This window comes from Pontibacter sp. H249 (assembly GCF_037892465.1).
In the GTDB taxonomy this organism is placed as follows: Bacteria; Bacteroidota; Bacteroidia; order Cytophagales; family Hymenobacteraceae; genus Pontibacter.
The window spans coordinates 64179-78558 of record NZ_JBBKTR010000013.1 but is presented as its reverse complement, the minus strand read 5'-3'; the positions used below and the strand labels follow the sequence as shown (position 1 = coordinate 78558).

The following is a 14380-nucleotide window of genomic DNA, read 5'->3' as shown; positions in this document are numbered from 1 at the left end:
TTAGCATCTGGTATTGCTGCCCAATGTTTAGCTCCATAAAACCAAACTTTAGATTGCGGCTTTTCTCCTGTATCTAAATCTTCATTGATAGGAATAATACTTAACTTAGTTATGCTGTTAAACTGCGCAAAGAGTTTACCAGCACTTAATATGATGAAAATTAAAATTAGTAAATTTTTATTCATCTCTATTGCAAAGTCCTATTTGGATTAATAAAGTATAAATAGGGTGTGTTTTATATAATAAATAGTTAATATATAATTAAACTTATAACGACTTTGGTTGTTATTAGTTTGTCTGATTTTGTGAAAATGTTTAATTATTTAGTAGATGTAATAGTGCCTTATTTAGAATAATTGTACTAAATCAGCAAAGTGGTGCTATTTCGAATAATATTTCTTGTATAACTTTGGATCATGAACTCCATCGACTTAAATAGCTACTATCGCCTTTATGCTTTTTCTGATTACAGCAGTATGAAAGTAGCGCTGCCCTACATGCGAAAAGTGGTTTTAGCTAGAAGTTTGGTAGATGTAGAAGAAACAGACATTAGAAAGTACCTGGATCGTATGCCAAACAGGGGCTTTATAAATTACCTGCAGCCTTTGCACAACCCAAATAAGCGTACCACCGCTTCACAATCGTTTATTTCTGCGCTGCAGCTACTCTATAAAAGCAATGGCTACTCAGCAAGGTATGTAGTAGTAGAGCGGGTGTACTAAAAATCCATTATAATATATAATTTATCTATATTTAAGATGATTTAGTTTACATTTGCAAAACATAGCATGTACAGCACTGTTGTTTAAGTGCTTTTTGTTCGCTGCGATACATTGTTACAATACGGATTAACTTATGCAAGAAGTACCCCTGGAATTTGTACAAGCTGAACCACACGATATAGCTCACATTATTGGCATGCTTGAAACACAGTATCCGGTATGTATAGCGCTGCAGGAAGAGTTTCATAAACACGCCATCGCAGTAGCATTAGACAACGGACAGCATTTGCTTTATCAGGGAGGTTTGTGCAACTACATGTATTTTATCCGGAAGGGTGCGTTGATGGGGTATACAACGCATAGTGGTAAAGAAATAACAACTTACATCTCTGTAGAGAATGAATTTGTAAGCTCGCTTTCTGGGCTTTACGGACAGCAACCCTCCCGCGAAGCCATTGTGGCCATAGAGCCTACATTGGTTTTGGGTGTGCATACAGACATTTTGCAAGGGTGGTACCAACGCTTTTTCGATCTTAATTTTATCATCAGGCAAGTATACGAGCACTACTACCGTGATGCCCAGGAGCGTTCGCACATTGTGCGCATCGGCAATGCTAAGGAACGTTACCTTTATTTTGTGAGCACCAAGCCCGGCTACATCGATCGCCTTCCGTTAAATTATATTGCCTCTTTTCTGGACATGAAACTCGAAACGCTGCTGCGCATCAGGAAGCAGGAGCAAGACCAACAGCAAGAACCTGAGGCACAAGATGTGGCAGGAGAGATAGATCGTTTTGTGGAGGCCAGCGAATGCTTTAAAGAAAAAACACTTAAGGTGCAAAGCCTTGCAGCCCATTTAGGTATTCCGCCCTATAAACTCTCTCGGGTTCTAAACACCTACTACAACAAAAACTTCAGTGATTATATAAATGACTACCGCATCGCATACATTAAGGCAAAGTTGAACGACGCAGATTTTTTGCAGAGCTATACCATGGAAGCACTTGCCCTACAAGCAGGCTTTGCTTCACGGAGTGCTTTTTACAAAGCATTCAAGAAAATTGAAGGTATCAGTCCTAGAACATACATAGCCATCCATAGAAATGATATCTAAGCACTGGGTGTAGTATAATTTTAGGTCTATTTTATTTTGTGTTTCTGTTGTTAAACATAGATATATAAAAATTGTCATTTAGCTACTATCCTGTAGTAAGCAGGTTAATTTATCTCATATCTTTCTCTCTATCAGTAGCTCCGCTAATCAATGAACATAGATTAAGTGTGAGGGGGCTTATCAAACTAACTGTGCTATTTTATTTGTATCCGTTTTTAAAACGAGACAAATTAGTGCAACCTTTTGCAAGAAGGGTACAAACCATAGGTGTAACTTGCACCATTATTTAAATTAATATTCAATTATTTGAATGTACTTTAACCACTTCGATTATTTATATCAAGTAGTATTGTACGTTCTCTCTGCACCCATGTACCTACCAAACTTCATTTAAAAGCATACTTGTTTATTTAAAAAAACAACTTATAGCCAAACCTTTACACCCTATTTATGACCTTATTTGCTTTGCTCTCTTCTAAGAGGGCTTTAAAGCGGTTCACTCTCATCGAGCCGCTGTTGTCATTATTGCATCTCTTTGTAGTAATGCTGCATTCACTTGTTGCTTTAGCGCCAATTAATTCAAGGATAGCTAATAAGCAGTCTTCATTTACTATTTAGTAATCAACAACCAACCCTTTTATATGAAACAATTTTACATGAAGTTATCCGCATTGTGGGGCTATCCCTATAATTGTGGTGTAACCAAATTCGGAAGCCTTTTAATAGTCTTTCTTTTATTGCTGAGTGGACTCAATACAAAAGCGCAAGCACAGGCTTTTCAGGTTGACGCCTCGAAATCCTATGTGCAGGCAAATGCTGCCATTTACTACTTTTGGGGGCACACAAACTCGCACAATTTATCAATAAACTCTCTTGAGGTGCCGGCTACTACAGTTAGTACAGGGCAGTCAGCGTCAGGTGGCTATTTCTCAAGCAGCTCTTCAGGCACTTTTTCTTCTGTCAAAACCAACGACGATTACGTTCTTAGCCTTTCAGGTAATCAAGTTGCTCAAAACACTTATTATGGTGGATTTGGTAATGTTGTTGCTCAAGTTGAGTTTAAAGCAAATGTCAAATTTCACATGCAGTTATTATCAGCAAATCATCCTGGAGGCGGAGCGACTAACATACTACAAGTAGTTGTATCAGAGAAATTAGTAAACGGTACGCTGCAGGAGCTCAAACGTTACAGCAAATCAGAAAGTAACAATTTCACACTAGATGCTTTCGATGACGTGTTTACCCATGATAAAAATTATGTGCTACAGTTGGTCATTCAACGAAATTATCCAAGTAGTTACTCTTCATTTTCAAATCAGACAGGTACGATTTCTCTTAAGCTGATCCCGCATACGTCTATTAACGCGATTTCAGATGATAGAGGAGACTCTGCAAATGACGCTGTAACCAATGATGGAACCATTAAATTACATGGTTTCTCAAAACCAGGTGCTACGGTTACAGTTTACCGCGATGGTTCGGTTATTGGTACAACTTTAGTATCAGACTCTGAGAATTGGACCTTTGATTATACAGCTACTGATTTACCGGAGGGTATTCATACTTTTAAGGCATCTGCCGTTGACAAATTTGGAAATAGTCTGGATACCAGCGATGATTTTATAGTAAGAATAGACAAAACTGCCCCTTCGATTACGGCACCAAATGCTGTAACTGTTAGTACGGATGCCGGTAAAAATATTGCTTCTGGTATAACACTTGGTTCTCCTGTAACAGCCGATAACCACCAAGTAGCATTTACAGTTAATGATGCTCCAATAACATTTCCTCTTGGTAATACAACTGTTGTTTGGACAGTTGCAGACATCGCAGGAAATATAGCAACTGCATCGCAGGTTGTTACAGTAAAAGACACAGAGGTACCAAGTATAAAACTTAAGAATATTAGCTTGGCACTAAATGCTAATGGATCAGCATCTCTTAAAGCAGATGATCTAAACGATGGCACAACTGATAATGTAAGCAACGTAACGCTAAGTTTTAAAACTCAAGGTAAAATTTGCGCGACTGCTAATGAAACAGGTAGCCTTCAACTAACCGCACCACAAGGTGCTGTTATTACAAGTATAACGTTTGCAAGTTATGGCACGCCTACTGGCACATGCGGCAACTTTAGTATCGGCTCGTGCCATGCTGTAAATAGTAAGTCTATCGTTGAGAGCTTGGCCCTTGGCAAGAACTCCGTTACCATAGCAGCTGATAATAGTATATTCGGCGACCCTTGCTCTTTTACTCCAAAGAGGTTATATGTAGAAGCAATCTATGAAGTTGAGACTTCTACTATTGATTTCAACTGCAATAATTTAGGGGATAATAAAATTACTGTATATGCTACAGATGCGAATGGAAATTCAGCAAATGCTGAGGCTACAGTAACCGTAGTAGATAATATCAAGCCAAGTAGTACATTATTTGCTGCTCCTACATCTATATTAACCAATGTGCCTGAAGCCGCAAAATATAACTTGGCTTACTCGCTTGATATTCCGAACAATGCGAACTGGGATACACAAAGTCAGGTACCTTATGCAGTAAACAACGCTGTAGCATTACAAGGGAAGAGTATAAAGCGTATTGCCTATGCGTTAGAACTAGATAACAAGTGGGTATGGGTATCCATGGACGCCTTCACGCAGGATATTGCTAAACTTGGTATACCGACAGGTTCTATTGCTTTTCAGCAGAAAGTTGATAACATGAACGTGGTGGCAAGCGCTAATACGGGAATCACAAATCAGAATGGCATTACTACTGGTAACGTTGAATTGTGGTCTAACTGCTATGTTACAGGAAACGCTACTAATCTTCCTGGTGCTAATTCGGGGACGTATGATTTTGACGACACCAGACAAGAGGAAAACTGCTATGGCTCATTCCAGATTCATAACTATGGCACCAGACAAACATTTTTAGCCTATAACGCCTGGTCAAACAATCAAATATCCGACTTGGGTATTGGAAATAGAGATGTTAATCATCCAGATTGGACATTTGCGTCTAATGCAAATACTTATACTACTAAGAAATTGCATGTGTTTGTTCAAGTAGAAGAGACAATGATTGCTAAAGATGTAACTGTTTACTTGGATACAAATGGAAAAGCTACTATATCATCAGCAGATGTAGTTGGAGTTGTTACCGATAACTGTGGTATTGCCACATTAAGCGTTAGCCCTGATAAGTTTACAGCTGCTAATATTGGTGCAAACACGGTAACAATTACTGCTAAGGATGTGAATGGCAACGAGGCTACTGCAACTGCTACAGTAACTGTAGTGGATAATACAAACCCTGTATTTACATCTACTCAAAATAACGTTATTGTTGCTCTAGACGCAGTAACAGGTACTGCCTCTTTAGTAGACTACGCAGCACTTGCAACTGCAACAGATAATTCTGGTACAGTAACTATCACACAGTCACCGGCAGCTGGTACCGCTCTGGTAAAAGATGTGGTTACTACAGTAATATTAACTGCTACAGATATTGCAGGTAACAAAGTTGCACAGACGTTTACTGTTACGGCTACAGATCAAACTGCTCCGGTTCCGAATGTGGCTAACTTAGCAACTATCACCGAAGAATGTTCCGCAACTGTAACCGCTCCAACTGCTACAGATAACGTAGCTGGAACAGTAACAGGCACAACAACTGATCCTCTTACATATACAACGCAGGGTGAGTTTACTATCAAGTGGACATACAACGACGGAAGCGGTAACACTACAACTCAGACGCAACAGGTGATTATTAAAGATGAAACAGCACCAGTTTTTGCAGCTGTATCACCTATCACCCAAAGTAATGATGCCGACAAATGTGGTGCTGTAATTACATACACAACACCAACTGCAACAGACAATTGTTCAAGTTTAGGCGCTGCGACCCAACAGACGTTTAACTACACAGGAAGTGTTCAAAGTTTCACGGCTCCTGTAACAGGGAAGTATATTTTAGAAACATGGGGCGCTCAAGGCGGTAACGACCCTCAAAGCCCAACCACTATTTTTGGAGGCAGAGGAGGCTATGCAAAAGGTGAAGTTACTTTAACAGCTGGTACCACATTATATATATATGTTGGTGGCCAAGGTACAGGAAGTACTGCTTCGAGCTGGTGGTCTACCGGAGGTGGCGGTGCTACTGATGTGAGATTAGTGGGCGGAACATGGAATGATAATGCTAGCTTATACTCTAGAATTATTGTTGCCGGTGGTGGTGGCGGAAGACATGGTAAAAACTATGAAACCCCAAAGCTTGCATATCTTGGTAATGACGGAGGAGGAGCAAATGCTCCATCTTTTACTACTTCTGGTTATACCATTAATGGCTCTTCTCAAGATAATGGAGGAAATACTAGTTATCCTGTTAAAGGCATTGGAGCGTTTGGTTTTGCTGTTCCAATAACTGCTTGGAGTAATAGTGTTTCACAAGGAGGTTGGAATGGCGGTGGCAGAGGTAATGATAATTCTGCGAATGGAGGTGCCGGCGGAGGCTGGTATGGTGGAGTTACTAGCTGGCCAACTTCATCTGGTGGCTCAGGATATGTACTAACCGCAGATTCTTATAAGCCAGTTGGCTACACACCAACTTCTGATTACTACTTCTCCAACATACAACTTATTGCTGGTAATGCAAATATGCCAAATCCCGCAGGAGGTGATATGATTGGTCGTTTAGGAAACGGAATAGCTGTAATATCTTACAAAGAGAACACAGTTTCTGTAACCCAAACAGCAGGTCTGGCATCAGGATCTTTGTTCCCTGTAGGAACAACGACCAACACATTTGAAGCGACAGATGCTGCAGGAAATAAGTCTCAGATCAGCTTTGATGTAACTGTAACAGACACGCAGAAACCTACAGTTATCACACAGAACATCACAGTTGAGTTAGACGAGAATGGCACAGGCACTATCACAGCGGCCCAGATTAACAACGGCTCTACGGACAACTGCTCGATACCAGCAAATGGCTACAGCCTGGACAAGTATACTTTCAGCTGCGCTGACGCGGGTACCAACACTGTAACATTGACTGTAACAGACGCGAACGGTAACAGCGATAGCAAAACAGCTATAGTAACAGTAGTTGACAATCTTGCTCCGGTTGCCAAAGCCAAGAATATCACAGTTCAGCTGGATGAGAACGGCACTGCAACGATTGTAGCAGCAGATGTAAACGATGGTTCTTCTGATAACTGTAGCATAGTTTCTTATACGTTAAATAAGTATACTTTCGGTTGTTCTGATACAGGCGCCAACACAGTTACATTAACGGTAAAAGACGCCAAAGGAAACGAAGCCTCTACTAAAGCTACAGTAACTGTTGAAGATAAAATTGTGCCAACTGCTATCGCCAAAGACATAACGGTACAACTAGATGCAACCGGTGCAGCTACCATAACAGCAGCTCAAATTGACAATGGTTCTTCAGATAATTGCGGAATCGATACAATTGTGCTGGATAAAACGAACTTCACATGTTCTGATATTGGTGCTAATAAAGTGATGCTTACAGTAAAAGATGTTAATGGACTTACTTCTACCGTTGAGGCTACTGTTACAGTAGAGGATAAAGTAGATCCAATTGTTATCACGCAGAACATCACAGTTGAGTTAGACGAGAATGGTACAGCCACTATCACAGCGGCTATGGTAAACAACGGCTCTACGGACAACTGCTCGATACCAGCAAATGGCTACAGCCTGGACAAGTATACTTTCAGCTGCGCTGACGCGGGTACCAACACTGTAACATTGACTGTAACAGACGCGAACGGTAACAGCGATAGCAAAACAGCTATAGTAACAGTTAAAGATGTCACTGTACCAACTGTCGTTACAAAGAATATTACAGTTAAGCTTGATGCAGCCGGCAAGGCAATTATAGTTGCTGCTGATGTTGATGGCGGTTCTTCAGATGTTTGTGGATCTGTGGTACTAACTATAGATAAAACAACTTTCGGTTGCTCTAACGTAGGCGATAACACAGTGAAGCTTACTGTTACAGATCGGAGCGGAAATTTTGCTACCCAAGAAGCTGTTGTAACTGTAGTTGATGAAATGGCGCCGATTGTGGCTACTCAGAACATCATAGTTAATTTAGATGCAACAGGTAAGGCAACTATCACTGCTGCCCAGATCGACAATGGCTCTACTGATAATTGCGGGATAGCCAGCAGAACACTGGATGTTACTGAATTTACCTGTGAGAATGTTGGCGATAACACAGTTACATTAACTGTAACGGATGTAAATGGTAATGAAGCCAAGCTTCCGGCAACTGTAACTATAGTTGATGAGATAGCGCCTAATGCATTTGCCAAAAGAATTACAGTTTCGCTTGATGCAAACGGAACTGCAACCATTACAGCAGATCAGGTAAATGATAACTCTGCAGACAACTGTGGTATTAAAACCCTGACACTTGACAACTATACATTTGGTTGCAGCAACGTTGGCGATAACACAGTTACATTAACAGTAACCGACAAAGCAGGTAATAAATCAACTGCAACAGCAACTGTAACGGTAGAAGACAACGCAGCTCCGACAATTACAGCCCCTGCCAATGTGGTGGTAGACGTGGATGCTGGCAAAAACACCGCCTCAAACGTTGTGCTTGGTACGCCTGCAACTGCTGATAATTGCTCGGTAGCCTCGGTTACCAACGATGCTCCGGCTGTTTATCCAACAGGTACAACAACTGTTACCTGGACTGTTACGGATGCTTCTGGCAACACAAGCACTGCTACGCAAACAGTAATTGTTAGACGCGATGTGGTAGGAGTGGCACAACTGGCAAAAATCAATGTTCCAATCAGAACAACTTATGCCAACGTACCGCTTCCTGCAAATGTAGTTGTAACCTACTCTAACGGCGAAACCGCAACAGTGGGCATTACATGGGCACAAGGCACATACAATGGTTTAGTAGCCGGAAACTACACGCTTTCTGGGCAGCTAGTGCTTGAGGCGAACACTACCAACACCACTGCTAAGGCTGCAGCTGTTACTGTGGTTGTAGAACCGAACAAAGTGCCTACTGCACTTGCCTTCAGCGCTACTACCTTTAAGCCGGAGGCTAAGGGCGATGATGTGATTGGTACATTAACAACCACTGACCCAGACGACAACCAGTTTGTCTACACTTTGGTAAGCGGCAACGGAGACACAGACAACAACTTGTTTGAGATAAGAGGCGACAAAGTATACCTGAAGTCAAACAAAGGCTTGTCTGGCCAATTGCAGTTTACTTTCAGAGTTAGAAGCACAGATCCTTACCAGAACACGATTGAGAAAACCTTCACGCTGAGCAAAGGCAAGTATGAGGTGGCAGAGGATAAGCTGAAGATCGTAAACGCCTTCTCGCCTAACAACGACGGCATCAACGACACCTGGTTCATTCCTGAGCTGAGATTCTACAATAGTGTGGAGGTTGAAGTGTTTGACCGCTCTGGTGTTCGCATATTCCATACCACGGATCCTGAGAAAGGATGGGACGGACGCAGCCTGAACGGCCAAGTTCTGAAAGGTGCCTTCTTCTACATCGTGCAGGTGAAGGATATCAACCTGGTGAAAAAAGGTGTTGTTACAATTATTAGTAAGTAATTATCATGAAGAAGATACTATTAACCATAGCACTTGTTGCATCTGTTCTGGGCCTGCAGGCCCAGAACAGAAAACATGTGGCCAACTTCTCGCTGTTTCAGCAGTATTTTAACCCCGCGCTGACAGGGTACGAAGGCTCCATGGTCAAATCATTTTACCGTAACCAGTGGACCGGCTTTGAGGATGCCCCTAAAACTATTTTTGCCTCTGCTGAGTTGGATCTGGCTGACTTAGGTTCATGGAAAAAAGACGACTTGTTGAAAACCCATGAGGCGGACAGCTACGACAGGCAGGCAGGTGCCAAGCACGCTTTCGGACTGGCCGTGCTCAGCGACCGTTTCGGGCCTTTCTCTGAAACCCAGGTGCACCTGAGCTACGGCTCCCGTGTTCGCCTTTCAGAAAAACTTAGCCTGCGCTGGGGCGGAGCCTTGGCTTACAGCGCCCAGCAACTGGACGGCAACAAGCTGACACTGGACCAAGAGAATGACCCTGAGTTTGCCGGCATGGTCGGCAGCACGGGCAAGGTGAACCGCATAGACCTGAATATGGGCCTGATGCTGACCGGAGAGAACTTCTACCTGGGTTATGCTATGCAGGATATCACAAAAGGCAAGCTGATGACCTCAGGAGATGACTACCTGCAAAACAACGTGCCGCAGCACCATGTGGTGCAGGCAGGTTTCCGCGCCCCGGTTACCGAGCAAGTGGGCGTAGTGATCAACTCTATGTACCGCTACGACAGTAAACTGGAGGAGACGCTGGAGGGACAGATAAAAGCTGTTTACCAGAATATGTTCTGGCTTGGCGCCGGCTACCGCAAAGATCTTGCTTATGGGATAAATGCCGGTGTGCGCACAGGCCAGTTCAAGATAGGTTACGTGTACGAAATGCCAGTGAGCAATGCGAGCCATATCAACAGAGGTACCAACGAGATCATGCTTACTTACAACCTGATCCCGGTGAAGTATCCGAAGTATAGTAAGAAAGTAACGATGTGGTAACCTGAGAAAAAGATGAAGAAAATAGTTTACACAATCGCATTTTTACTGGCAACCGGAACGTTTGTTCAGGCCCAGACACAGGTAAGACAGTCTAAAGAGGAGCTGGCAGATTTTATACTTCTGGAAAATAACCTGCTTGTATTCACAGTTAAGGAGGAGCAGGGGCAGTACATCTACTCTGAGCAGCGTGGCGACAATACTAGCTCTAAGAAAGAAACTGCTCTCAATACCGGAATCATCAACACAGTAGTTGGACGCAATAAGGCAGCAAATGAGCTATTTGTTTACCAGAAAAACGGCCGAAGCGAAGAGGTGATATCCTTCTATACTTTAAAGGACGGAAGTTTCGAGAAAACAGGTGAACGACCGATGCCCAAGCTGCGAAACCACTCCCATAACCTGGGCATGTTCTTGTCTGAAGACAAACAGACACTGGTACTGTCGGCGGAGCTGGGCAGAAGCCGCGGATACGATGACCTTTACCTGAGCAAATGGGAGAACGGCCGCTGGACCAAGCCCAAGCGTTTTGGTAAAAATGTAAATTCACGTCAGCCGGAGTTTGCTCCGTTTGTCGCCAACGACTCGTTATACTTTACCCGTAAAGATTCGGAAGCTGCCTACATTTACGGTGTGCCTTTTAATCAGGGGCAGCCGGAGGCAAACCCTGTAAAGCTTGAGGCAGCTATTAACATGGCTAATACCTACAATGCTTATTACAGGAAACAGGAGGACTTGCAAACCTGGATATCAACTTCGGCGGACAAGGCATTTTACCATGCATACATGCTGGAGAAACCCGAGCCGGAAGTAGTGCAGGCAGTGGAGGAGGAGCCTGTTGTAGAAGAAGTGATGGCGCCTGCACCACCTGTTGCGAAGGTAAGGGCAGAAGCACCTGCGCTTGTGCTCTTCAACAGTTTCAACTCTATACGCCTTGGTCTGGAAGAAATCTCTGCCCTTGCAAGGTTCCTGAAAAATCAACCTGAAGGAACCGCTTTGGTGGTGAAAGGTTACTCAGACGGTTTTGGTACTCCGGAGGCGAAAGATTACGTTAGCCGGAACCGCGCTGTAAGCGTGCAGCAACACATAGACAAATACTTCGCTGATAAAAAATTTACAATAACGCTTGATAACGAAGTAAAAACTGAAAAAGGTAAAGCGCACCGCAAAACGGAAATATACCTAATGCAATAGCTTTTAAAGTTTATTAAAAACAAAACGGGCAGCCCTTAAAGAGCTGTCCGTTTTGTTTTTATATAGCATACTTATCTCAACACTTGGTTATACCTTTATAGAATAAGTCATTTGCTATAACATCATTTTGAGGTGGGATCAACGTTTACTAAATTAATTTAGATTTGTTCTAAATTAAATTTGTCTGTTGCAGATTCTGTAGTAGCTTTGCGGCTGTTTATAATTATTCTAAATAATAACAGGCTTTGCAACAGTATATTAAAATTATAGGGGTAGTTGTAGTTGCTCTGATAAAAATATGTTTTGCTAATAACGCTTTGGCACAGGACCTGGGCAAAGCAAGCGTTTCTGGTAAAGTAAGTTCAACTTCTGGTGAAGCGTTAGTAGGGGTAGGTGTGGCTCTTAAAGGTGCAAATGTTGGCGCGATAACAGATGCCGACGGCAAGTTTTTAATCTCAGGAGTTATACCTAATAATTATACTTTAGTAATAAGCTTTTTAGGCTTCGAAACTCAGGAAAAAGCTATAAGCCTTAAGCCTTCTCAAAACCTTGAGGTAAATGTTAATCTCCATGAAAAATCATTTGAAGTAAGGGGAGTAGAAATTATTGGCAAGTCTGCTACTACACAAGTAAACGAACAGCCTTATGCGGTAACCGCCATTTCTACAAGAGAGTTACAAAACAGTACCTCGGATGCCAAAGAAGTGCTTAATCGGGTTTCTGGTGTTAGGGTATTAGAAGAGGGCGGCTTGGGCTCAAATTTAAGCTTTACCCTCAATGGTTTTTCAGGAGATCAGGTTAAGTTTTTTTTGGATGGAATCCCGATGGACAACTTCGGTTCCTCACTTCAGATGAGTGATATACCTGTTAACACGATCGAAAGAATTGAGGTTTACAAAGGTGTTGTGCCGGTATGGTTGGGTACAGATGCGCTGGGCGGGGCTGTTAACATCATTACAAACAGAAAAAGCAACTTCCTGGATGCATCTTATTCTATCGGCTCCTTCAATACACACCGCCTGTCGCTGAACGGCGCTTATACTAATCCTAACAACGGCTATACTTTTAGAGGAAACGTTAACTACAACTACTCTGATAACAATTATAAAGTACTGGTTCCGATTACAGAAGGGAATAATGTTATTGATACTACTGAAGTAGAACGCTTCCACGACCGCTACCGCTCCGGTACAGTTAAGTTAGAGACAGGATGGGTAAATAAGAGGTATGCTGATAACCTTTTGTTTGGAGTTATAGCATCGGGCAACGACAAGCAAGTGCAGACGGGAGCAACCATGAGCAGCGTCTATGGTGGTATCACCAGAAACAGCCAGTCTGTTATACCTACGCTAAAGTATAGCAAAGACAACCTGTTTGTAGACGGCTTAAATGTAAGTCTTTATACAGCCTATAACTTTACTAAAAGCGAAGTAATTGACACGTTGCGCGGTGTTACTTATAACTGGTTAGGAAAAGCGAATTACACTCCTGGCTCTAACAACGGGGAACTGAGACGGACTTACACAACTATTGACGACAACGACTTCAATAGCCAGTTTAATGCAGGTTATACGTTAAGCCAAAAGCATTCATTGGCCTTTAACTATGCCTTCTCATACTTCCGCCGCGAAGCTTTCGATACGGAGAACCCTGACAGGATTGAGAACCAGTTTCCAAGATCATTGAGCAAACAGGTGCTGGGACTGGCTTATAAGTTTGACCCAACTGAGAAATGGAACGCCACATTTTTCGGTAAAGCATACTTTCTGAATGCCAGAACAAGTAAGATGTTTGACTTTGCCCTGGAGACTCAACGAGTAGAGGCGTTAGAAGCCAATAAGAATAATGTTGGGTACGGCCTGGCTACCTCATACTTTCTGCTCCCACAGCTTCAGCTTAAAGCCTCCTATGAGCACACGTATCGAATGCCTTGGGCTACTGAGATTTTTGGCGACGGGTTGTTCATACAGCCAAACCCGGACCTGGGCCCAGAGCAAAGCGATAATTTTAATGCCGGAGCAGCCTATGGTTTTGAACTAGGAAATAACCATAAGTTTAATCTGGAGAGCAGCTTTATTTACCGCGAATCAAAAGACCTTATTTACCAGGTAGTAAAAGTGGCCAGCCCCGAAACCTACTATGATAACCTTAGCCAAACCCGTACGCTGGGTGTTGAGGGAAGTATAAAATACCTTTGGAAAGAGACCTTGCGTTTAGGCGGTAGCTTCACATTTCAGGATATCACGGACCAAGCTGATTTAGTCTATAACGAATCCTACACCAACACAGGCTATCAGAGAAATTACCAGAAGGGTTATCGGCTGCCCAATACTCCTTACATGTTTGCCAATGCCAATGCCGGCCTCACCTTTAAAAATGCATTGGTCCCCGAGTCTGTCTGGAACATTAACTACTACTATAATTTTGTAGAACAGTATTTCCTGAGTTGGGCCGAGCTTGGCTCCAGAGATACTAAAAAAGTAATTCCACAGCAGTCTTCACACAGCATCGAGCTTTCCGGCAGTTTTAACCAGGGTAAATATAACATTGCGTTGGAATGCCGAAACCTGACGGATGCGCTGCTTTACGATAAATACTATCTGCAGAAGCCTGGCCGCGCTTTTTATTTAAAACTTAGATACGTCCTTTAATTATACTTTTAAATTTTAGAATAGCATATGTTCTCAATTAAAAACGCAAAAAAGCTGGCTTTGCCAGTAC

General features: G+C 42.5%; 6 protein-coding genes. All 6 read left to right on the top strand.

Features of this window, described 5'->3' with window-relative positions; genetic code table 11:
* Positions 1–416 precede the first annotated feature (416 nt).
* Positions 417–722, top strand: coding sequence for a hypothetical protein (locus tag WG943_RS15550; protein ID WP_340410398.1), 306 nt, complete (start codon positions 417–419; stop codon positions 720–722).
* A 133-nt stretch (positions 723–855) separates the two neighbouring features.
* Positions 856–1836: a helix-turn-helix domain-containing protein gene (locus WG943_RS15545; RefSeq protein ID WP_340410397.1), complete on the top strand. Its 981-nt coding sequence runs from the start codon at positions 856–858 to the stop codon at positions 1834–1836.
* Positions 1837–2492: 656 nt separating this feature from the next.
* Positions 2493–9467, top strand: coding sequence for a glycine-rich protein (locus tag WG943_RS15540; protein ID WP_340410396.1), 6975 nt, complete (start codon positions 2493–2495; stop codon positions 9465–9467).
* Between the two features lie 5 nt (positions 9468–9472).
* On the top strand, positions 9473–10468 hold the full coding sequence (locus tag WG943_RS15535) for a PorP/SprF family type IX secretion system membrane protein (protein WP_340410394.1): 996 nt from the start codon (positions 9473–9475) through the stop codon (positions 10466–10468).
* A gap of 12 nt (positions 10469–10480) precedes the next feature.
* Positions 10481–11659: a hypothetical protein gene (locus WG943_RS15530; protein WP_340410393.1), complete on the top strand. Its 1179-nt coding sequence runs from the start codon at positions 10481–10483 to the stop codon at positions 11657–11659.
* Positions 11660–11976: 317 nt separating this feature from the next.
* Positions 11977–14310, top strand: a complete 2334-nt coding sequence (locus WG943_RS15525) for a TonB-dependent receptor (protein WP_340410391.1) — start codon at positions 11977–11979, stop codon at positions 14308–14310.
* The last annotated feature ends 70 nt before the right edge of the window (positions 14311–14380 follow it).